21 protein-coding genes are annotated in these 21196 nt (G+C 39.6%); 12 read left to right on the top strand and 9 right to left on the bottom strand.

The window, feature by feature from the left end; translation table 11 throughout:
- The first annotated feature begins 8 nt into the window (after positions 1-8).
- Positions 9-344 carry a hypothetical protein gene (locus tag HY063_06540; GenBank protein MBI3501436.1) on the top strand — a complete coding sequence of 112 codons (336 nt, stop codon included), beginning with the start codon at positions 9-11 and terminating at the stop codon, positions 342-344.
- Between the two features lie 9 nt (positions 345-353).
- On the opposite strand, the gene HY063_06535 is transcribed toward HY063_06540, so the two are convergent.
- Together HY063_06535 and gatB are read right to left on the bottom strand one after the other, a co-directional pair.
- Entirely contained in the window at positions 354-1532 is a 1179-nt protein-coding gene (locus HY063_06535; protein ID MBI3501435.1) for an AhpC/TSA family protein, read from the bottom strand.
- 9 nt (positions 1533-1541) lie between these two features.
- Positions 1542-3005, bottom strand: coding sequence for an Asp-tRNA(Asn)/Glu-tRNA(Gln) amidotransferase subunit GatB (gatB, locus tag HY063_06530; GenBank protein ID MBI3501434.1), 1464 nt, complete (start codon positions 3003-3005; stop codon positions 1542-1544).
- 91 nt (positions 3006-3096) lie between these two features.
- On the opposite strand from gatB, the gene HY063_06525 reads away from it, so the two are divergent.
- From HY063_06525 to HY063_06515, 3 genes are read left to right on the top strand one after another with little or no spacing between them, the layout of a single operon-like run.
- On the top strand, positions 3097-6132 hold the full coding sequence (locus tag HY063_06525) for a M1 family metallopeptidase (GenBank protein MBI3501433.1): 3036 nt from the start codon (positions 3097-3099) through the stop codon (positions 6130-6132).
- A 60-nt stretch (positions 6133-6192) separates the two neighbouring features.
- Entirely contained in the window at positions 6193-6921 is a 729-nt protein-coding gene (locus HY063_06520) for a UDP-2,3-diacylglucosamine diphosphatase (GenBank protein MBI3501432.1), read from the top strand.
- Complete coding sequence (locus HY063_06515) at positions 6914-8833, top strand: tetratricopeptide repeat protein (GenBank protein MBI3501431.1); 1920 nt, start codon at positions 6914-6916, stop codon at positions 8831-8833. Before HY063_06520 ends, HY063_06515 begins: the two co-directional genes overlap by 8 nt.
- Here HY063_06515 and gap read toward each other — a convergent pair.
- The 4 genes from gap to HY063_06495 all read right to left on the bottom strand — a co-directional run bounded on the left by gap (position 8830) and on the right by HY063_06495 (position 13022).
- Positions 8830-9831 carry a type I glyceraldehyde-3-phosphate dehydrogenase gene (gene gap / locus HY063_06510; protein MBI3501430.1) on the bottom strand — a complete coding sequence of 334 codons (1002 nt, stop codon included), beginning with the start codon at positions 9829-9831 and terminating at the stop codon, positions 8830-8832. The two genes, HY063_06515 and gap, sit on opposite strands and share 4 nt — an antisense overlap.
- A 99-nt stretch (positions 9832-9930) precedes the next feature.
- A complete protein-coding gene (locus HY063_06505; GenBank protein ID MBI3501429.1) occupies positions 9931-11037 on the bottom strand; it encodes a hypothetical protein in 1107 nt (368 codons plus the stop codon).
- A gap of 11 nt (positions 11038-11048) precedes the next feature.
- Entirely contained in the window at positions 11049-11489 is a 441-nt protein-coding gene (locus HY063_06500; GenBank protein MBI3501428.1) for a hypothetical protein, read from the bottom strand.
- A 105-nt stretch (positions 11490-11594) separates the two neighbouring features.
- Positions 11595-13022 carry a CotH kinase family protein gene (locus tag HY063_06495; GenBank protein ID MBI3501427.1) on the bottom strand — a complete coding sequence of 476 codons (1428 nt, stop codon included), beginning with the start codon at positions 13020-13022 and terminating at the stop codon, positions 11595-11597.
- A gap of 19 nt (positions 13023-13041) precedes the next feature.
- On the opposite strand from HY063_06495, the gene HY063_06490 reads away from it, so the two are divergent.
- The 8 genes from HY063_06490 (at position 13042) to HY063_06455 (ending at position 17871) form a co-directional block, all read left to right on the top strand.
- Positions 13042-13662, top strand: coding sequence for a cytidine deaminase (locus HY063_06490; GenBank protein MBI3501426.1), 621 nt, complete (start codon positions 13042-13044; stop codon positions 13660-13662).
- 133 nt (positions 13663-13795) lie between these two features.
- Positions 13796-14815 (top strand): pyruvate dehydrogenase (acetyl-transferring) E1 component subunit alpha, encoded by a 1020-nt coding sequence (gene pdhA / locus HY063_06485; protein MBI3501425.1) that lies wholly within the window; start codon positions 13796-13798, stop codon positions 14813-14815.
- Positions 14816-14952: 137 nt separating this feature from the next.
- Positions 14953-16239, top strand: coding sequence for a pyruvate dehydrogenase complex dihydrolipoamide acetyltransferase (locus HY063_06480; GenBank protein MBI3501424.1), 1287 nt, complete (start codon positions 14953-14955; stop codon positions 16237-16239).
- 39 nt (positions 16240-16278) lie between these two features.
- Positions 16279-16503, top strand: coding sequence for an addiction module protein (locus HY063_06475; protein ID MBI3501423.1), 225 nt, complete (start codon positions 16279-16281; stop codon positions 16501-16503).
- Positions 16500-16796 carry a type II toxin-antitoxin system RelE/ParE family toxin gene (locus tag HY063_06470; protein MBI3501422.1) on the top strand — a complete coding sequence of 99 codons (297 nt, stop codon included), beginning with the start codon at positions 16500-16502 and terminating at the stop codon, positions 16794-16796. The genes HY063_06475 and HY063_06470 overlap by 4 nt, the downstream gene beginning before the upstream one ends.
- Before the next feature lie 25 nt (positions 16797-16821).
- On the top strand, positions 16822-17319 hold the full coding sequence (locus tag HY063_06465; protein ID MBI3501421.1) for an asparaginase: 498 nt from the start codon (positions 16822-16824) through the stop codon (positions 17317-17319).
- Between the two features lie 67 nt (positions 17320-17386).
- A complete protein-coding gene (locus tag HY063_06460; GenBank protein ID MBI3501420.1) occupies positions 17387-17617 on the top strand; it encodes a hypothetical protein in 231 nt (76 codons plus the stop codon).
- Positions 17614-17871, top strand: a complete 258-nt coding sequence (locus HY063_06455; protein ID MBI3501419.1) for a Txe/YoeB family addiction module toxin — start codon at positions 17614-17616, stop codon at positions 17869-17871. Before HY063_06460 ends, HY063_06455 begins: the two co-directional genes overlap by 4 nt.
- Before the next feature lie 47 nt (positions 17872-17918).
- Here the strand turns inward: HY063_06455 and HY063_06450 are convergent, their stop codons facing one another.
- The 3 genes from HY063_06450 to HY063_06440 all read right to left on the bottom strand — a co-directional run.
- Positions 17919-18257, bottom strand: a complete 339-nt coding sequence (locus HY063_06450; protein ID MBI3501418.1) for a MerR family transcriptional regulator — start codon at positions 18255-18257, stop codon at positions 17919-17921.
- Between the two features lie 137 nt (positions 18258-18394).
- Positions 18395-20497 (bottom strand): tetratricopeptide repeat protein, encoded by a 2103-nt coding sequence (locus HY063_06445; GenBank protein ID MBI3501417.1) that lies wholly within the window; start codon positions 20495-20497, stop codon positions 18395-18397.
- A gap of 84 nt (positions 20498-20581) precedes the next feature.
- The coding region (locus HY063_06440) for a hypothetical protein (protein MBI3501416.1) at positions 20582-21196 on the bottom strand (615 nt) is incomplete at its 5' end.

Genomic DNA, 21196 nt, shown 5'->3' with positions numbered 1-21196 from the left:
TCTGAAAAATGAAATTCACGCTCAAAATAGTTCTTGTCTTTTTTCTTTTTATTTCATTTCCTGTTTTTTCACAGGACAATAAAGAAACTCCGACTGAAAAAAAGAACGATGTGGAAACAAGGCGTATGAAACGCAAAAAAGCCAAAGCGGAATGGAAAGCAAAACGAAACGAAGAACGGGCAGACAAAAAAGCAGTGCGGGCGCATGAAAAATCGCTTCAGACAAAAGCCACGCGCAAACGTATGCACCGCGACCAGCGCAGGGCAAACCGAATCAACCAGAATAAAAAAGAATTTTTTCTTATCCGTATGTTCAAGCCGAAACCGAGAGGAGGAAAGCGATAAGCAAACAATTTACATCTTACAATTCAGCAGTTCCTTAATTTTTTCTTCGAGTTCCGGTCCTTCCAGATTTTTTCCGGCAACATTTCCGTTTTTATCGAGAAGAACTGTAAAAGGAATTCCCTGGAAACCATATTCTGCAACCACAGGCGATTGCCATTGCTTCAAATCCGTAACATGATTTTTCCAGGAGAGTTTATCGTGCGCAATGGCTTTCAGCCAGGCATCTTTATTAAAATCGAGTGACACGCTGAAAATATCCAGCCCTTTATCTTTGTATTTAGTATAGAGCGAAACCACAAATGGATTTTCCGCCCTGCATGGCTTGCACCACGATGCCCAGAAATCAACGAGCACAATTTTTCCTTTCAGCGAAGAAAGCGAAAGCGGTTTTCCGTCTTTATCGTTCATTGTAATTTCAGGCGCTGCCATGCCGGTGGAAAGTTTTTTCTTGCCGTTAACAAATTCCTTGAACCCTTGCAGGTTTTTTATTGCGGGATATTTTGCGGTGAGCGAATCGGCCACTTTTATAAAATAAGAAATGTCTTTATCGGGATTCAGCATCTGCACTGCCGCAAGCGAAGCGAAGGAAGATGGATTTTTATCTATGAATTTTTTGATGTACAAATTGGTTTCATCTGCCGTTTTCTTATACTCGTCAGAAAATTTATTGAAAACGGGCTCCAGCATTTTCGAAAGTGAATCGAGAAATAATTTATCGGGCGTGGTGTTCAGGTATGCTTCGTAAACTCTGCGGATGGAATCCTGCTGCATGCGAAGCGCTTCCATTTTTTTGAAATTTGTTTTTGTAGATTCATTAAACCGAAGAAACATTTCTGAATCTTTCGAACCGCTCACCTTTGGTTTCTCCGCCAGGTTTTTTGCATCGCCTTCAAAAATTATTTTCTCTGAACTGTCGGCAATGATGGTTACATTATTTGTTCCCGAAACCTGAATGCTGTAAAATCCTTTTTCGGGAACTTTTTTGGTAAAATAAAATTCTCCCTTCTCATTCACAATGGCAGAATCAATTACTTTCATCTGCGAGGAGTTTACATCCACCAGCCGAATGGTATCTTTCTTGCTGTTTGATAATTTTCCCTCGACCTGATAATCTGAAATTTCTTTATTGCCTCCGCAGGAAACCAGAAACAAAAAACCGAAAAGTAAAAACCAAAAATATTTTTTCATACTGCAAAGTTAACTTTTATCCAACATTTCTTTTACTAATTTATTTGCCACCTTCGGGTCGGCTTTGCCTTTGGAAAGTTTCATTACTTCTCCCATGAAAAGTCCTATCAAACCAACTTTTCCGTTTTTATATTCGGAAACTTTTTCCGGATATTTTAAAATGGCTTGCTTTGCCAATTCTCTTAATGAATCAGAATCACTTTCCTGAAGTAAGTTCATCTCTTCGGCAATTTTCATAGGGGATTTTGACGGAGAAGAAATCATGGTGGGAAAAATTTTTTGCGATGCGATGGAATGACTCACCTTTCCTTCTTCCACCAATCTGATTAATTCTGATAATCGCTCTGGGCTAATAATATTTTTAAATTCCTCGATTGAAATTGCCTTTTCATTTAAGTAAGATTTAACGGAACCCATTAGCCAATTAGCGGCCGCTTTATAATTATTGTTTGTAAAAAAAACAAGGTCATTATAGTAAAGTGCACTGGCGAGAGTATCTGAAATCACTTTTGAATCATATTCTGAAAGACCAAACTCTTCCGTATATTTTTTTAATAGTTCGTTCGGAAGCGGAGGAAGATTTTTTTTTACTTCTGAAATATATTCCTGCTCCACTGTTACCGGCTGCAAATCGGGTTCGGGAAAATAGCGATAGTCGTGTGCAAATTCTTTTGAACGCAGGGAAAAGGTTGTTCCGCTCACCGCATCAAAACTTCTTGTTTCCTGCTCAAATGTTTTTTCTTCTTCGAGCAAATCAATTTGCCGTTTTATTTCGTAGTCAATCGCTTTTTGCACGTTGCGGATTGAATTCATATTTTTCACTTCTGTTCTTTTACCGAATTCTTTCGCATCTTTAATGCGCACCGAAATATTTGCATCGCAGCGCAAACTTCCTTCTTCCATGTTTCCATCGCAAATATCCAGATAGCGCACAAGTTTTCTTACTTCGGTTAAATAGTTATATGCTTCTTCTCCGCTGCGGATTTCCGGTTCGCTTACCATTTCGAGAAGCGGAACGCCTGCGCGGTTTAAATCAATGAGCGAATCAAACGGGTCCTGGTCGTGCAAACTTTTTCCCGCGTCTTCTTCCCAATGAATTCTCGTCAGATAAATTTTCTTTTCACTGCCGTCAGAATTTTTTATAGTGATGAATCCGCCCGTACAAATTGGAGTTTTATCCTGCGTGATTTGATAGCCCTTCGGTAAATCGGGATAGAAATAATTTTTCCGCGCATACTGATTTTCTTTTGTGATGTTGCAGTTGCAGGCAATTCCCAGGCGCACGGCAAACTCAATCACTTTTTTATTTGCTTTTGGCAAAGTTCCGGGATGACCGAGCGTAATCACGCTCACCTGCGTGTTTGGCTCCGCGCCAAATTCTGTCGAGTCGGAAGAAAATGCTTTACTCTTTGTGAGAAGTTGAATGTGCACTTCCAGCCCAATTACCGGTTCGTATTTTTCGTAAACACTCATTATTTAAGGGAGCGAATATATGTATATTCATTAATACTTTTTAACGCTCATTGCTTCACTTCAGAAATTTAAGGTTTATATTTGCCTTCCTATGAAAAAAGTTTTATTCTTTTCTTTTTCACTCTTTTTATTTCTTTTTTCTTCTGCGCAGGAGAAAAATTATTTTCAGCAGGAAGTGCATTATAAAATAAATGTTTCGCTCGATGACAAGAAGAATGATTTGAATGCAGATGAATCGCTCGAATACATCAACAATTCCCCCGATGAATTAACTTTCATTTGGTTTCATATCTGGCCGAACGGCTATAAAAATAATAACACACCGCTGGCGAAACAGTTAATTGAAGAGGGGAACACGAAATTTTATTTTGCAACAAAAGAAGAGCGCGGATGGATTGACGGATTGGATTTCAAAGTGAACGGACAACCGGTGAAAACAGAAACCGGTCAGAGCATTGACATTGTCAAAATTATTCTGAACGAACCGCTGAAGTCCGGAGGAAAAATTTTCATCACTACTCCGTTTCATGTGCATATTCCGCTCGGAGTTTTTTCCCGGCTCGGTCATATTGGCCAGCAATATCAAATCACGCAATGGTATCCGAAGCCGTCTGTCTATGATAAATACGGCTGGCATCCGATTCCGTATCTGAACCAGGGAGAATTTTATTCTGAGTTCGGAAGTTTTGATGTGAGCATCACCCTTCCGAAAAATTACGTGGTGGGTGCAACGGGAACGTTGGTGAACGGAGAAGAAGAAACGGCATGGCTCATGGCAAAAGCCGAAGAGACAAAAGCAATTCTTTCTTACAATCCGCACGATACTTCTTTTCCTGTTTCATCTTCCGAAACAAAAACACTTCGCTACACAGCTTCAACTGTTCACGACTTTGGATGGTTTGCCGATAAACGTTATCACGTTTTGCATGATGAAGTAACGCTTCCGCATTCGCAAAAAAAAGTTGACACGTGGGTGATGTTTACAAACCTCTATGGAAAATACTGGGAGAAAGCCGCGAAATATGTGAGCGATGCCGTGTATTATTATTCGCTGTGGAACGGAGATTATCCGTATCCGCACGCCACTGCGGTGGATGGCGCGCTGAGCGCTGGCGGTGGAATGGAATATCCGATGATAACGGTGATTGGCGCTGCAAACGATGATGCAACGCTTGACCGCGTGATTGCGCACGAAGTAGGGCATAATTGGTTTTACGGAATTCTCGGCTCGAACGAGCGCGACCATGCGTGGATGGACGAAGGAATAAATTCTTTCAACGAGAACCGCTACATGCAGACAAAATATCCGAAGGACTCGGTGAAGATGAGTATGCAGACAAAAGTGCGCGGAAAAAATGTTGACATAGGAAAACTTCTTGGCTTGGCTGACCTGGATGAAAGCGCGCTGTTTGATTTGGCATACCGCTTCAACGCAGTTCAGAAAAAAGACCAGCCCGTTGATTTAACTTCTGCAGAATACACCACGGTGAATTACGGAACGGTTGTCTATGGAAAAACGGCTGTCATCCTTGCCTACTTGCAGGCATATCTCGGAACGGAAATGTATGATAAATGCGCGCAGGCATATTTTGAGAAATGGAAATTCCATCATCCGTATCCGCCCGACATAAAAAAAGCGTATGAAGAAGTTTCGGGAAAAGATTTGAATTGGTTCTTCGATGAAATAATTCCTACAACGAAGCAGATTGATTATAAAATTTCTTCTGCAAGAAAAACAGATGACAAAAATTTAGAAATAAAAGTAAAGAACAAAGGGAAAATAAATTCTCCGCTTAGCATTTCTGAAATTAAAAATGGAAAAATTATTTTCACGCAGTGGCACGAGGGTTTTGCCGGGAAGAAAATAATTTCTTTCACTCCGCCTTCCGGGGAAATGAAGGAGGCTTTGAAAATTGATGCAGAGAATAAAATTCCGGACATCAACCGTCAGAACAATACATACAAGATGCACGGGCTTTGCAAAAAAACAGAACCGCTCCAACTGAAGATGCTCGGCTTTGTGCACAATACCGACAAGACGCAACTTTTCTGGGCACCGGTTGCGGGATGGAATAATTACAACAAGTTTATGGCGGGCGCGCTTATCTACAATAATTTTATTCCAGAAAAAAAATTTGAATGGCAACTTATGCCCATGTATGGTTTCGGAAATAAGGATTTAGCCGGAGGCGCAAGCGTGCATTACAATATGCACTTCAATAAAATTTTTCAGACGGTTCGCATTGGCGGGAAGGGCGAACAATATTGTTATTTAAATGATGCTGACCCTTATTCAAATTTGAAGTTCAGAAAAATTGCTCCTGAAATTTCTTTTGAGATTAAGAAAAAACATCTGCGAAACACGCTGAAGCAAACAATAAATTTCAGCCAGGTAAATATTTTCAGAGATGAAGTGTATTCCGATAACACAGTTCATTCTTTGTGGTATCAGTTTCACGACATAACTTATTTAATTGATAATAGCCGGAAGATGAATCCTTACAACATTGCGTTCAATTACCTGCAGGGAGAACGCATTGCTAAAACTTCTGTTACTGCAAACTATAAAATGAATTTCAAAAAGAAAGGAAAAGGTTTGGATGTTCGTTTTTTTGCAGGAGATTTTTTGTATGACAGAAATCCCATAAATGGAAATTATTTTTTCTACGCAAGCGGTGCAACTGGCGCACATGATTATTTATACGATTATGTTTTTCTCGGAAGAAGTGAAACCGATGGGCTTCTATCACACCAGTTTGCCGAAACCGAAGGCGCTATGAAAGTGTATACTCCGCTGGGAAGGTCGAAGACCTGGCTTGCTTCTTTAAATTTAAAATGCTCGCTCCCTGGAAAACTCCCCCTGAAATTATTTTCCGACTTCACCATGCTTCCGCCCGATGCCGCGCTTAACCAAACTATGCTTTTCGATGCGGGAATTTATCTTCCGTTAATGAAAGGCATTGTAGAAATTTATCTTCCATTGCTCGTATCGAAAGATATTAAAGATGTTTTCGAATTAAACAATCCCGATGTAAAAGGATTCAACGAAAACTTACACATGATTCGTTTCACATTCAATATTCAAAAGATGAATCCGTTTGAACTTGTCAGGAATATTGATTTGTAAAAATTATTTCGGCTGTTATTTTGTATTTTCGTATAGTTTCGCTTTTCGAAGATTCACACAATGATATATTTTCTTTCTGATTTTCATCTGGGTGCGCCTGATTACGAAAATAGTTTAGAGCGCGAAAAAAAAATTGTCCGCTTTCTCGATTCAATAAAAAAAGATGCAAAAGAAATTTATCTGCTTGGAGATGTTTTTGATTTTTGGTTTGAATATGGAAAAGCAGTTCCGAAAGGGTATGTTCGCCTGCTTGGAAAACTTGCGGAACTCAGTGATATGGGAATAAAACTTCATTACTTCACCGGCAATCACGACATGTGGGTGTTCGGCTATCTGGAAAAAGAAATCGGAGTAACAATTTATCGCGAGCCGGTCACAAGAGAAATAGGCGGGAAGAAATTTTTTCTTGGTCATGGTGATGGATTGGGTCCTGCCGATGCAGGATATAAATTCATCAAAAAAGTTTTTGCAAGCAAAGTTTGCCAATGGCTGTTTGCGCGCATTCATCCTAATCTTGGAATCCGCATAGCAGAATATTGGTCAGGTAAAAGCCGCATTGCAACGGAAGATTTGCATTTTCACGGAGAAGAAGAGTGGCTGGTGATTTACGCAAAAAAAATTCTGAAGAAAGAACATTTCGATTATTTTATTTTCGGGCACAGGCATATCCCGATTGATTTCAAACTTTCGGAAAAATCACAATACATAAATTTAGGCGAGTGGATTATGCATTTTTCTTACGCGGTGTTTGACGGAAAAAATTTAGAGTTAAAGTATTATCGTGACTAAAAAAAAGTCATCAGTCATCAGTCGTCAGCCATCAGTTATAAATCAAAACTGGTTCTTCACTCATCCTTTCAAAATTATTTTTCTCACCTGCATTTTGCTCTATGCGCAGATTCTTACTTTCGGTTTAGTTTATTTTGACGACCATGGTTTTGTTCTTCTCGCGAAGGATGCGCTGAAATTTTCAAACATTCCGGAATTTTTTAATCACTCAGTTTTCTGGGTGATGGGCGATACTTCGCAGCAGTACGATATTTTTTACCGCCCGCTGCAAAATGTTCTCTATGCAATCTGCAACACTATTGCAAGCGGGCAGCCGTGGATTTATCATTGCTTCGGATTATCATTTCACATTCTCGCATGCTTTGCTCTTTTTATTTTTCTGAAAGAATTAAAATTTCATTCTTCCGTTTCACTTGTGTTCACGATAATTTATTCCGTTCATCCTGTTTTAGTGCAAAGCGTTGCATGGATTGCCGGAATTGGCGACCAGATGGTAACAATATTTTCGCTCGTTTCAATAATCTGTTTTATAAAATTAATTTCCGAACCTAAATTCAACCCGAAATATTTTTTAATTCACTTCTTTGCTTTTTTATTTGCGCTTTTTTCAAAAGAAGTTTCCGTCATGCTCATTCTGATTTTTATTTTTTATCTTTTCTTTCTGAATAAAAATAAATCTAAACGATTATTGCTGCTTTCTTCTGCGGGTTGTTTTTTTGCGGCAACAATTTATTTTCTTTTTCGAAAACACGCACTTCCTCCTATGTACGGAAACATTTTTGATTCTCTCACCGGCTCAGTAAAGGCAAACGGGCTTTTGGTTTTTGAATATTTAGAAAAAATATTTTTACCTTATCGTTTAAGTCCGATTCCATCGCGGGAAGATGCCCAGATTATTTTAGGCGGAATAATTTTTATTGGATTAATTTTCTTTTTCGTTTTCAGAAAACGAATTACCGCTATGGCAATTTTCGGAGTGCTGTGGTTTAGCGTGTTTCTTTTTCCAACGCTCATTCAGCAAAATCCGCAGGCACATTTCTTCGCCTTTGAACACCGGCTTTATCTTCCGCTGATTGGAGTTTTAATCATGGTGATTGAACTTATAAATCTGAAAGAAATAAATCTGAACTTGCCATTTCAGAAATATAGTTTTGCTTTGCTTCTGATTTTATTTTTTGGAATAACTTTTTCTCATAGCCGGACTTTCAATAATCCCCACACATTTTACGACAAGGCATTGAGTTCTTCTCCTCAATCGGTGGTTGCTTATAACGGCTATGCTAAACTTTTGCTGAAGGATGAAAAATATGCAGAGGCGGTTGGTGCGTTGAAAAAAAGTTTTCAGTACGAGCCAAAAGATATTCAGACCACCGGAAAAATTGCAGAAATCTATCTGAAGAATTTAAATAATCCCGATGAAGCAATTATTTGGTTCAAGAAAACATTGGAGATTGATTCATCTTCCATTGAAGCAGCGGTGAGCATTGGCGATGCGTATTGGAATTTTCTGCACGATACATTGAATGCAATCATTTGGTATAACCATGCATTGAAAATAAATTCTGCAAATGAATTTGCACTTACAAACCTTGGAGTGATTTACACGGGCAAAGGAAAAAACGAAGAAGCAAAAAAATATTTATCGCAAGCGCTTCATTCAAATCCTAAAAGTGTTCTTGCGCTGAAGTGGATGGCGATTTCCTATTTTAATGAAGGAAAAATTTCAGAAGCTGTAAACTACCTGATGAAAGCATTTGAAACTAATCCCGATGATGGAGATGTTTTGCGTAACCTGATGATTTGTTATTACAAGCTGAACGATGCTGTGAACACAAAAAAGTTTGCCGAATTAGTTTTTAAAAATAAAAATCAGATTCCTGTTGAAATCGAAAAGTATATAAGAAAAAATTAAAGTGCGGCAGCTCTTTCCACCAGTTCGGCAAGGCGTGTAGAATAGCCAAACTCATTGTCATACCACCCAATTACTTTCACCATTCTTCCCACAACAGAAGTAAACTCCGCGTCAAACACGCACGAATAAGGATTTCCAACCACATCAATCGAAACAATCGGCTCTTCGGTATATTGCAGAATTCCTTTCAGAGATTCTTCCGATGCTTTTTTAAATGCCGCATTAATTTCTTTTGCAGTTGCATCTTTTTGAAGAATGCAGGAAATATCGGTGAGCGAACCGTCCGCAACAGGAACACGGATTCCGCAGCCGCCTGCTTTTCCTTCAAGGTGAGGAAAAATTTTTGTAATTGCTTTTGCCGCTCCGGTGGAAGTTGGAATAATGCTCATGGCTGCCGCGCGCGCCCTGCGCAAATCCTTATGAGGAGAATCCTGCAGGCGCTGGTCGCTGGTGTAAGAATGTACGGTGGAAATGTAAGCATCTTCCACTCCCCAGTTTTCATCGAGCACTTTTATCATAGGAGCCGCGCAATTAGTGGTGCACGATGCATTGGAAATTATTTTATCGTCATTCGAAAGCGTGTGGTCATTCACTCCGAGCACAATACTTTTTATGTCGCCTTTTTTCGGAGGAGCGGAGAGAATTACTTTTTTCGCGCCTGCCTGTAAATGTTTGCCCGCCTCTTCTGTAGTAAGAAATCTTCCTGTTGATTCAATCACCACATCAATATTCAAATATTCCCATGGAAGTTTTTCAGGTTCTTTCTCCGCGAGGATTTTTATTTTATTTCCGTTTATCGAAATAAAATTTTCTCCTGATTGAATTTCTCCCGGAAATCTTCCGTGAATGGAATCGTATTTTAAAAGATGCGCCAGCGTTTTGCTGTCGGTCAAATCATTGATGGCAATAATTTCAATATTCTTTTTCAATAGTGCAGTGCGGCAAAAAGTTCTGCCAATTCTGCCGAAACCGTTTATAGCAACTTTAATTTTTGACATTGTGAAAAAATTGAAAAGACAAATATAAACCAAACTATGCTTCCCTTGCGGAAAGCAAATTTGGTTTAATAGAGATTAAAGAAATATGCCAGAAGGGGTTCAGGCAGTTTCCCCTTCCGAAGATGGCTCGGATGATTCTTCTGCCTGTGTCTCAGTTTCCACCTGAGGTTCTGATTGCTGTTTGAATAAATCTGCGCGTTGTTTTTTCAGCGAAGCAAGTTCATCGGTTGATTTTTCAAGTTTGGTCTGGAGTTTTCCGTTATCGGTTTCAATTTTCTTTTTCTCTTTTTCAAGTTTCAGAATATTTTCTTTCGACTGTGAAAGTTCCGATTTGAATTTATCGGAAGCCATTTCGAGTTCGGCCACTTTTTTCGCGAGCGTGGAATTATCGGTGGTGAGTTTCTGAACGGTTTGCTCGCGCTTGTCCAGAATATCTTTCAGCACAGCAGATTCTTTCCGGATGGATTCTATTTCTGTTTTCAGCGAACTGAGTTCGTTCACTTTTTTCATCAGCGAAGAATTTTCGGAAGTAAGCTTGTTAATTGTTTTTTCCTGCGTTTTGCCAGCATCCTTCAGTTCGGCAAGTTGTTTTTGTTCCGAGTCGAGATTTATTTTCAGAGTTCCCTCGGAAGATTCAAGTTCGGAAATCTTTTTCACGAGCGAAATGTTTTCCGCAGTAATATCGTCAATGGATTTTTCTTTTTTGTCAATCACTTCCTTCAGCGATTCAATTTGCTTTTTGCCGAGTTCAATATCTGATTTCAAAGATGATTTTTCTTTCTCAAGCGAACTAATTTTTCCTTTGAGGGAATAAATTTCTTTGCTCTTGTTTTCCGCTTCGCGTTCAAGCCCGTCAATAGTTCCTTTCAGCGAAACAAGTTCCGATTTCTGAAATTCAATTTCGGAATTCAGTTCCGCGCGTTTTTCTTCGAGCGAAGAAATTTCTTCTTTATGCGCTGCAATTTCCGTATGGAACAGTTCAATGTTTTCTTTCTGCGAAGTGGTTTCTTTTCTCAGCGAAACCAATTCGTTCTGCAGCAAAATTGTTTTTTGCGCAATCACATCAAACGGATTTGTTTTATCCTGCGAAGACAAAACTTTTTTAACGCTTGCCTCTACCTTATTATAAGTAGAAATTGCATATTGCTTCACTGCTTTGCTTGCAGCAGCTGCATATTCGCGCGCGGTTTGGATGAATTTATCCATAGGAAATTTTTTTATTTGGATTTTTTATGATGCCTTCTTTTTTTCGCAACTTTTTTTGCTGCCATTTTTTTCACCGCGTTGGCAGGCGAATTTATTTTCGCTGCCAGCGAAGCATTCTCTGCTTTCAGCGCATCATTTTCCTTGCAGAGTTCATCCATCATGATTGAATCGCTCGGCTTCGGGCGAGTTTCTCCCAGCAGAGGAACATCCGGACAAACTTCTTCGACAACTGCCGGAGAAGTTTCGGAATTTCCTTTCGAGAAAATTCCGGACGATGCCCAGCCGATGGCAGTTACCGCGGCAAAAATTCCGAGCGCAGAAATTATTTTGCGCTGCGTTTGCCGCTGCTGGTTTGATTTGATGATGAGTTGGTAAATTTCAAGGTCGGACTGGCAGTGAGGACACATGCTTGCGTTTTCCTCAACGAGTGTTTTGCAAACTGGACAATTCATAGTTAGTTTGTTTGATTTGAAATACAAACGTAACTACAGCGCGCTTGTGATTCAAGGCAGCGAGGGCAGAGTTATTAACGGGCGAATGTTCGTAGCAAAGGGAAATTATTTCACAATAACAAGTTTCCTGTTAAATTTTTTGCAACTGTTCGCCACTTTCAGAATATAAATTCCTGCAGGAAGTTTTTCAATATTTACGTTATGCGAATTTTCTCCGCGCGGCAGAACAATTGTTTCGGATAAAACTTCTCTTCCTGCCATATCAACGATAGAGTAGTGCACAGGTGCATCGTCTTCCACCAAATCGAAATTCAGTGTTACACTTATATAGGAGGGATTCGGATAAATAGCAATCACACCTTCTTCGCTCAAAGAATTTGTGGCGCAACTCCAGCCCTTGTCGCAAAGTTGAACAATCACTTCCTGCCTGCGCTGCGTGATAAATGCTTTCAGCCCGGGAATATCTCCCCAGAAAAAACCTGTGCTCACTGTTCCATATCCAATATTATTTTCGAAATGTTCGTTTGAATACATCCGGTTAGAATCGGGCTCTGCATAAATTGCATCGCGGATTCGGTTTGAAATGCTGTCAATCTTCGGAAATAATTTTTGAGGTGTGAATTCATTATAGAGCAGGTTGCAGACAGCCGTTAAATATTCATAGCGGAAATCATCGTTGTTCAGTAAATTTTTGCTCAGCGGTTTTTTATCTTCGCTCTTCGGAATGTAAAGCAAATCAAGATTCTGAACTTTTTCTTCCGACCAAAGAGGAAAAACTCCGAACACGGTGCTTACATCCCAGGTGAGCCAGTCAAATTTTTTTGTAGAAGAATTATCGTAGAGATAATAGTTGTGTGCATTGTAAAAATAAGCATCAAGATTCACGAATAAATTATTTGCCGCCCACGATTTTATATAGGAAGAAACTTCAAAGAAATTTTTTATTTGCGAAGAAAAAGTTTGCTGGTCAGCGTTCACGAGTTGAATGAAGTTTACCAAATCGCTCCAATCATTTTTTGTGGTGTTGGTTTTCAGTTCGTAGTCATTGTAATAGGCATCTGCGGAAGATCCTTTTTGTTCGAGCGTTCCATTCGGGTCTCCTTTGAAAAGATTTCCATCCTTGTTTCCGAAATGAGTTTTCAAAAAAGTTTTGTCCACTTCTTCTATGATTTTATAAAGCCCGACATAATTTCCGTTGTAAGAAACTTTCGCATAGGTGCAGCGCGGAGCAGGCAATCCTTCGTTCTTCAGAATATCGAGAAAAAGTTTTTCGCGCATCATCGAAGGGTCAAGAAAACCATTGTTCAAATTTATTTTTGTGAGCGCGTCAATATTTTGATTTGCCCTGTATCTGTTGAAATCAATTTTGATGGGCTTCTTTGCGCCCGGATGACCGTAACTTGAATTTCCTTTTAGGCGAATTCCAACTGTATCAAGTTGAATACTGTCGAACGTAACGGAAGCGAGCATGAATTGTGTTGCGCCATTGCTGTAATAATAAGTAAGCGAATCCCACCAGTTTTTTTCGTTCATAACTATATTAATAGTGTGAATGGAAGAGGAGTTGAAAATATTATCTCCCGGATTCTGCGCATGGCAGAAAGTGAAATTCAAAAGTAAAAATTCAAAATTCAAAAGTAACAGCCGATTCATAGCATCAAAAATACTAAAACAAAACCAAGTTTTGTTCTTCGTATATTCGCAAAACCAAACAATGAAAAAAATAAATCTCCATAGCGAAATTCATGAATGTTCAGAAAAAGAACTTTCTTCTTCCGATAAAAAACTTTTATCTGAAGCAAAAAAATCTGCAGTGAATGCTTACGCACCTTATTCAAAATTCAAAGTCGGTTCAGCAGTTCTTCTCGAGAATGGGAAAATAATTTCCGGCAACAACCAGGAGAATGCGGCTTATCCATCGGGGCTTTGCGCGGAACGGGTGGCATTGTTTTTTTCTTCTTCCCAGTATCCGAATGAAAAAATAAAAGCAATTGCAATCACTCATGTTCCCTGCGGTGCGTGCAGGCAGGCGATTCTGGAATATGAAACGAAACAAAAATCTCCTGTGAGAATTATCATACAGAAAGAAAAAAATAAAATCCTGATTGCTCAAGAAATTTCTCACCTGCTTCCTCTTGCATTTGTTGCTTCTATTCTCAAAAGAAAAAGGTAATTATTCTGGTAACGAAGAAACGAATTCAGTAACGAATATTACAAATCAGAATAAAGGCAATTATTCGTAAAATTTGTAAAATGATTCGTTACCAGGAAACGAAATTCCTGATTTTTGTATATTCGTTTTTATTATGCCGACAGTAAAAGAAAAAAAATCCGTACAAATTAAATTTCCGAAGGAAACTTATTTCTGGTGGTATGAGCATATGCTTTTGATGCGCAGGTTTGAAGAGCGCGCGGGGCAATTGTACATTCAGCAAAAGATTCGCGGGTTTTGTCATTTATATATTGGACAGGAAGCGATTGCCGCAGGAAGTGAAACCGCGATTAAAAAAACCGATAGAATAATTTCCGCTTACCGCGACCACGCACATCCGATTGTGCGCGGAGTGCATCCAAAATTTGTGATGGCAGAACTTTTTGGAAAGACAACCGGAGTTTCAAAAGGCAAAGGCGGTTCGATGCACATGTTTTCCAAAGAGTATAATTTTTTTGGCGGGCATGGAATTGTGGGCGCGCAGATTCCGCTCGGTGCCGGAATTGCTTTCGCGGATAAATATAATGGTAACGATAGAATCACTTTGTGTTTGATGGGCGATGGTGCAGTTCGTCAAGGCGCGCTTCACGAAACATTCAACATGGCAATGACATGGAAACTTCCTGTGATTTTTATTATCGAAAATAATAATTATGCTATGGGAACTTCTGTTGAACGTACTTCCAACGTACATGATTTATATAAAATCGGTTCTTCCTATAATATGCCTTCTTTTCAGGCGGATGGAATGAAATGTGAAACGGTTCACGATGCAGTTTCTTCCGCTGTGGAAAATGCGCGCAAAGGAAATGGTCCCACGCTTCTTGAAATAAAAACCTATCGCTACCGCGGACATTCGATGAGTGACCCGGGAACTTACCGCACGAAAGAAGAAGTGGAAGAATATAAAAAGTCAGACCCGATTGAACAAGTACTTGCCACAATGAAAGAAAATAAATGGATAGATGACAAAGGAGTGGAAACGATGGAAGCAAAAATAAAATCGCTGGTGGATGAAAGCATTAAGTTTGCGGAAGAATCTCCGTTTCCCGACCCGAGTGAGATTTACAAAGATGTTTATGTACAAACTGATTACCCATATATTAAAGATTAGTTAACCGATGCCAATATACAAATGGATACTAATGAAACGAATATTACAAATGATACGAATTAGTATTGGCTGTTAAATTAGTATCATTCGCACGCATTAGTATATTAGCATCGCGATAAAAACATAAAAAAACTACCATGGCGGAAATTGTGAGGATGCCCAAACTCAGCGACACGATGACGGAAGGAACCGTTTCGAAATGGCTGAAGAAAGTCGGAGACAAAGTAAAGTCGGGGGAAATTCTTGCGGAGATAGATTCCGATAAAGCTACGATGGAGTTTGAAAGTTTTTATGACGGTACGTTGCTTTATATCGGAACGCCTGATAAAAAATCTGCGCCTGTAGATTCTATTCTAGCGATTATTGGAAAGGAAGGAGAAGATGTTTCTAAAATTATTGAAGAAGAAAAGAAAAAAGTTGGCAGTAAGCAGTCGGCAGCTGGCAAAGAAGAAAAAAAACCGGAAGTAAAAAAAGCAGAACCGAAGAAAGAAAGTCAGAAGTCAGAAGTCAGAAGTCAGAAGGAAATACAAAGAGAACCGGTTGAAAGACCTTCAACATATGTTTCCGAATCATCCATCAAAGCATCTCCGCTTGCAAAAAAACTCGCGCGTGAAAAAAATCTGAAACTTTCTCATATAGCAGGAAGCGGAGATGATGGCAGAGTTACCAAAAGAGATATAGAAGATTATTTGCATTTCGCTGCCGCGCCTTCCAACGGAAAAACGCAGAAGGAAAGTTATACCGAAGAAGAAGTTTCGCAGATGCGCAAAACCATTGCGAAGCGTTTGGCAGAAAGTAAATTCACTTCTCCGCATTTCTATCTCACGATGGAAATTAATTCCGAAGAGTTAATTAAAATCCGCGAGACAATCAATGCAGTTTCATCTGTAAAAATTTCCTACAATGATTTGGTGATTAAAGCAACTGCCGCTGCTTTGCGTGAACACCCGAAAGTAAATTCATCGTGGCTCGGAGAAAAAATCCGTTACAACAATCATATTCACATCGGAGTTGCGGTGGCGGTGGAAGAAGGATTGCTTGTTCCCGTTATCCGTTTTGCCGATACAAAAACACTTTCACAGATTGCCGGTGAAGTAAAAGACCTTGCAGGAAAAGCCAAAGAGAAAAAACTTCAGCCGAAGGATTGGGAAGGAAACACATTCACCATTTCCAATCTCGGAATGTTCGGCATAGAAGAATTTACTGCCATCATCAATCCGCCCGATGCCTGCATTCTCGCAGTTGGCGGAATCAAAGAAACGCCTGTGGTGAAAGATGGGAAAATTGTTGCTGGCGCGATGATGAAAGTAACTCTCTCCTGCGACCATCGTGTGGTGGACGGAGCAACGGGCGCTGACTTTCTTCAAACATTAAAAACACTTTTGGAAAATCCGATTGTCTTTCTTGGAGCAAGTTCCATTTAAGATAAGTATCTTTGTAGAATAAATCAAAACAAATTTCCAATGAAAATTACGCTTGAAGTAAACGATATAAACAAGGCAAGCACGCTGATAGAGTTTTTAAAAAGTTTGGCGTATGTGAATATCAAAGCGCCTAAAACAACACAAGCGCCAATTCCCGATTGGCATATTGCAGTACTCCAGCAACGTATGAATTCCTTTAAGGCAAATCCCAAAGAGGTGATTGACTTTGATAAAGCGATAGATGATATTGAAAAGGAACTATGAAATTTTCTGTTGTTATTTTACCTGAAGCAAAACAGGATTTGAAACTTGCCGCTTTATGGTATAATAAACAGAAGAAAGGATTAGGAAGCCAGTTTCTATTACGAGTCCGCGAATCAAAAAAAGTTCTTCAAAACAATCCGCATTTCTTCAAACGCTATAAAAATGTTCATACGCTTCCGCTGAGGCAGTTTCCTTTCATGATTCATTTTACAATTAACGATTCGCATAAAACAGTTGCAATTCTTGCTGTGCTTCACACATCACAGCATCCTGATAAATGGCCGAATCAATAAATCACTTCCGAAATAAATAAATTATATGTCCATTAAAATTTTCGTCACAGGCGGAACATTTGACAAAGAGTATAACGAAATTGACGGCACGCTTTCTTTCAAAAAAACCCACATGAAAGAAGTGCTTGCCCTCGGGCGTTCAAAAGTGGAAGTGGATATTACCACGCTCTTCATGAAAGATAGTTTGGAAATTACTTCCGAAGAAAGAGAAGTCATTGCAAAAAATTGTTTGGATACGCCTCACAATAAAATTCTCATCACGCACGGCACCGATACAATGACCGAAACCGCAAAAGTTCTTGCGCAAAAAGTAAATGGAAAAACAATCGTGCTCACAGGCGCCATGATTCCGTATGCCTTCGGAACATCAGACGGGCTTTTTAATTTGGGAAGCGCGCTCGCTTTTGTGCAAACGCTTCCCGCAGGTGTTTACATTGCCATGAATGGAAAATATTTTACATGGGATAACGTGCGTAAAAACCGAGAAGCGGGCGAGTTTCAGACTATTCATCCCATTGAATAAAATTCTGCGGGAGAATCCTGCAAAATAAGTTAAATCAATTATTCGTACCTTTGATAAAACAGAAATCATGTATACAGAAATTCACATAAAGGCAGATGAACTGGACGAAAGTTTTTTGAAAAGTATTCGCTCTATGTTTAAGAAGAAAAGAATTTCCATTATTGTGGAAGAAGAAATGGATGAAACCGAATATCTTTTACAGTGCGAAGCCAACCGCAAGATGCTGATGCATTCTATCAGCCAGGCAGAAAAAGGCGAACTCGTTTCTGTTAACATTGGGAAAGGAAAAAAGAAATGAGGGATGTAGAATTTACGACACTTGCCAATTCTCAACTTGAAGAATGGAAAAAACATGACAAGAAAATTTACACACGAATAGAGCAACTCATTGAGGACATCCAAAAAAATCCATATGCCGGAATAGGAAAACCTGAACCGCTAAAATATGAACTCGCTGGGCATTGGAGCAGAAGAATTACCAAAGAACACCGCCTTGTTTACAAAGTAACGAATGATGCAATTGTGGTGATTGCTTGCAAATATCATTATTAAGATTGCGTAAAAACAGAGAAGCGGGCGAGTTTGAAAAAATAAAATAATCAGAGCGACTCCTTCATCTCCACCAAAAACCCTTTGATCTTCTTCAGCGATTTTACAATCTCAATGGATTCTTCCACTTCTTTTTTATCGCGCTTGAGTTTTTGCTTGGCGCCTTCCAGTGTGAAGCCGCGCTCTTTCACCAGGTGGTAAATGGTGTGAAAATTATCTAGGTCTTCCTTTGTAAAGAGGCGGTTGCCTTTTTTATTCCGCTTGGGTTTGAGAACAGTAAATTGTGATTCCCAGAAACGAATGTGCGAAGGCGCCAGTTTGAACATGCGAGCCACCTCTCCGATGGAGTAAAACATTTTCTGCGGTTCTTTTTCTTTATAGGGAGGCATCTGCGAATACGAATTAATACGAAAGTACGAATGAAAGGCAAATGTAAAATAATTATTACCATTCAGGCGCGCACTCCTATCACCAACACATCATCCATCCCGATGGAAGCCGCATCGGGATTTCCTATAACTTATTACTAAACCCTAATACCTATTACTAAGACATCATCCACCTGTGAATAATTTCCCTTCCAGTCATTTATTGTTTTCAGAAGAACATCTTCCTGCTGAAGCATTTTTTTATCCTGAAGCGACACTAAAAGATTCTGCATTTGTTTGTACTTGAATTTTTTTCCCTTGGGTCCGCCAAACTGGTCGGCAAAACCATCGGTGAAAATATACACTGCATCGCCTTTGCTGAGTTGCACGCTGTGATTGGTGAAGGGCTTTGCTTCCGCTCCGTGAATGCCGATGGGTTGTTTGTCGCCCGGAAATTCCTCTGCTCCTCCGTTTCGGATGAGCCAGAGCGGATTGTTTGCGCCTGCAAATTCCACTTCTGAAAAATCAAAATTGAAAGAGCAGATGGCAATGTCCATTCCGTCTTTGCTGTCGCTTCCATCTTCAGATTGCTTAAGCGATTTGATGACCATGGCGCGGAGTTGATTCAGAATTTCTCCGGGCTGCGTGATTCCACGCTCATTCACAATCTCATTCAGAAAAGCGTTGCCTATCATACTCATGAATGCGCCCGGAACTCCGTGACCGGTGCAGTCAACGGCAGCAATGAGATTGCGCCCTTTTTTTTCAGCGAACCAGTAAAAATCACCGCTCACAATATCGCGGGGCTGAAAGAGTACGAATGCATCGGGAAAAATCCGGTATTTAATTTCCTTGGCAGGAAGAATGGCTTCCTGAATTCGCTTTGCGTAGTTGATGCTGTCGGTGATGTCTTTATTTTTTTCTTCCACTATTTTTTTCTGCTCTTCAATGAGGGTGTTTTTTTCTCCGAGCAAAACATTTGCTTTTTGTTTTTGCCGGTAACTGCGGAAAATAAAAACTGCCAACACCAACACTAAAAATAATCCGATGCTTACGGCAGTGGTAATTATTTTTTGTCGTTTGGTTTCCGCGTTGTGTTCCGCTTCGGCAATAGCTTGCTGTTTGTCATATTCTGATTTTGCTTCAAGGTGGCCAATCTCTTTGCTTTTATCCTGATTCAGCAAGGTGTCTTTTATATCGCTGTAGAGTTTATGATAATCAAAAGCAAGTTTATATTGCTTTGTGGTATCATACAATAATGAAAGTTTTTTGTAGGTCTCTTTTAAATTCTCTCTGTCGCCTGCTTCTTCGGAAAGCGTTTGAGATTTTTTCAGCGCCTCTTCTGCCTGCGCAAATTTTCCCTGCTCTTTATATAAATCAGAAATGCTCAGCAAGGTGGCGGCTGTAAAACTTTTGTTGCCCAATTCTTCAAAAAGTTTTAATCCGTTAATAAGATTTTCTTCCGCCAGCGGAAATTTTTTCTGTTCAAAATAAACAGTGCCTATATTGCTGTAATCGGTTGCGATGCCTGACGGATATGCCATTTCTTTGTTTATCGCCAGTGATTTGAAATAATAATCAAGTGTTTTATCGTACTCTTTTTTTGCATAATAAATGCTTCCGATGTTTCCGAGTAAGCCGGTTGTAATGTCATCTTTTCTATGCGTCTTTTCACACAATGCAATTCCCTTCAAATAGTATTCCAGCGCCTTGTCAAAACTTCCCTGGAAATAATATACATTTCCTATATTAAGATAACTGGATGTGATGTTGGCGGTGTCGCGAAGTTCTTCACGAATGGTTAATCCTTTGAAAGCGTATTCCAACGCCTTCGGGTAATTTCCCTTTGAAAAATAACTCACTCCTATATTTTCATATGCGGTATTCAATCCTTTTTTATTCGCGGTAGTTAGAAAAAAACTTTCCGCTTTCTTATAATATTCCAGCGCTTCATCGTATTTGCTTTGATCACTTTTTATCAGCCCAATTATATTATTTATATCCGCAACTATTTTTTCAGCGTTCGCTTTTTGCGCGAGTTCCAGCGCTTGCGAAGCGCAGATAAATGCAGAGTCGGGATTGCTTTTGCGCAATTCCGAAGCAAGCGTGTTCAGCGCTGTTGCTTTGACAGTATCTGATTTAGCAAGCGAAATAATTTTTTTCAGCGAATCAATTTCGTTGTTATGAGAAAAACCAATGTTGATTTCGTGCAGCAATACTACTGCGAGAAAAAAAATACGGATATAAAATCTGCAAGGCATTTTTGAAAGAAAGAGAAAGCAAAGAAACAAAAAACCCCGCACATACTATTATGCGCGGGGTTTAGGTTTTCAGAAAAGAGAAAATTATGGCTGACAGCCGTTGTTTTCGTATGCTACAGTATTGCTTCCCGGAGGGGAAGAGCAAGTGGTATTATGCTGAAGAATAAGATCCCCATTTATATTACAGTTAGTAACCGATACAGAAGCATTATTGGTTGCTACCAAACTATCATCAATTGTAACTCCGTTAATTGAAACGCTGCTGGTATTATTATTCGCAACAACTGTGCTGTTCATATTACCATTTAATGCGCTTAACGACTGGCTGTTATTTACTACTGCCGTTCCCTGTATTACCGAATTGTAGAAAACTATCTGAGCTCCGTTTTGCGCTTTCAGTCCTTTGCCCACAGTTGTCTTCATCCCATTATGCGATTTGATAATTATTTTTGCTGCATTTACCGTAATATTTCCGCTAACGTTGGTGCCGCTTAACGTAACTGTGCCTGATGTTACTTTAAGGTCTCCGGCAACAGGATGAGCCGCATCGTATACGGTTCCTTCATCATCCGGCTCAAGAGGGTCAGTGCTTCTTATGTCATCTATGTTGGCAAAATCGTATCCGCCCGAAGCGTCAACGGTCATGTTCACTTTATATCCCGCGGCTAGAGTAAGGCCTTTGGGATTTTTAAAATCAAT

The sequence above is a fragment of the Bacteroidota bacterium genome, assembly GCA_016195025.1.
Lineage (GTDB): Bacteria > Bacteroidota > Bacteroidia > Palsa-948 > Palsa-948 > Palsa-948.
The sequence above is the reverse complement of the archived record's forward strand: the minus strand, read 5'-3'. Positions and strand labels throughout refer to the sequence as shown.

What these genes read in the sequence shown, in the direction of transcription:
- HY063_06490 (MBI3501426.1), top strand. Translation starts at nt 13,042, where the DNA reads ATGGAAGAGGAGTTGAAAATATTATCTCCCGGATTCTGCGCATGGCAG.
- HY063_06470 (MBI3501422.1), top strand. Translation starts at nt 16,500, where the DNA reads ATGAAATTTTCTGTTGTTATTTTACCTGAAGCAAAACAGGATTTGAAA.
- HY063_06525 (MBI3501433.1), top strand. Translation starts at nt 3,097, where the DNA reads ATGAAAAAAGTTTTATTCTTTTCTTTTTCACTCTTTTTATTTCTTTTT.
- HY063_06475 (MBI3501423.1), top strand. Translation starts at nt 16,279, where the DNA reads ATGAAAATTACGCTTGAAGTAAACGATATAAACAAGGCAAGCACGCTG.
- HY063_06495 (MBI3501427.1), bottom strand. Translation starts at nt 13,022, where the DNA reads ATGAACGAAAAAAACTGGTGGGATTCGCTTACTTATTATTACAGCAAT.
- HY063_06460 (MBI3501420.1), top strand. Translation starts at nt 17,387, where the DNA reads ATGTATACAGAAATTCACATAAAGGCAGATGAACTGGACGAAAGTTTT.
- HY063_06465 (MBI3501421.1), top strand. Translation starts at nt 16,822, where the DNA reads ATGTCCATTAAAATTTTCGTCACAGGCGGAACATTTGACAAAGAGTAT.
- HY063_06535 (MBI3501435.1), bottom strand. Translation starts at nt 1,532, where the DNA reads ATGAAAAAATATTTTTGGTTTTTACTTTTCGGTTTTTTGTTTCTGGTT.
- pdhA (MBI3501425.1), top strand. Translation starts at nt 13,796, where the DNA reads ATGCCGACAGTAAAAGAAAAAAAATCCGTACAAATTAAATTTCCGAAG.
- gap (MBI3501430.1), bottom strand. Translation starts at nt 9,831, where the DNA reads ATGTCAAAAATTAAAGTTGCTATAAACGGTTTCGGCAGAATTGGCAGA.
- gatB (MBI3501434.1), bottom strand. Translation starts at nt 3,005, where the DNA reads ATGAGTGTTTACGAAAAATACGAACCGGTAATTGGGCTGGAAGTGCAC.
- HY063_06500 (MBI3501428.1), bottom strand. Translation starts at nt 11,489, where the DNA reads ATGAATTGTCCAGTTTGCAAAACACTCGTTGAGGAAAACGCAAGCATG.
- HY063_06505 (MBI3501429.1), bottom strand. Translation starts at nt 11,037, where the DNA reads ATGGATAAATTCATCCAAACCGCGCGCGAATATGCAGCTGCTGCAAGC.
- HY063_06445 (MBI3501417.1), bottom strand. Translation starts at nt 20,497, where the DNA reads ATGCCTTGCAGATTTTATATCCGTATTTTTTTTCTCGCAGTAGTATTG.
- HY063_06450 (MBI3501418.1), bottom strand. Translation starts at nt 18,257, where the DNA reads ATGCCTCCCTATAAAGAAAAAGAACCGCAGAAAATGTTTTACTCCATC.
- HY063_06480 (MBI3501424.1), top strand. Translation starts at nt 14,953, where the DNA reads ATGGCGGAAATTGTGAGGATGCCCAAACTCAGCGACACGATGACGGAA.
- HY063_06520 (MBI3501432.1), top strand. Translation starts at nt 6,193, where the DNA reads ATGATATATTTTCTTTCTGATTTTCATCTGGGTGCGCCTGATTACGAA.
- HY063_06540 (MBI3501436.1), top strand. Translation starts at nt 9, where the DNA reads ATGAAATTCACGCTCAAAATAGTTCTTGTCTTTTTTCTTTTTATTTCA.
- HY063_06455 (MBI3501419.1), top strand. Translation starts at nt 17,614, where the DNA reads ATGAGGGATGTAGAATTTACGACACTTGCCAATTCTCAACTTGAAGAA.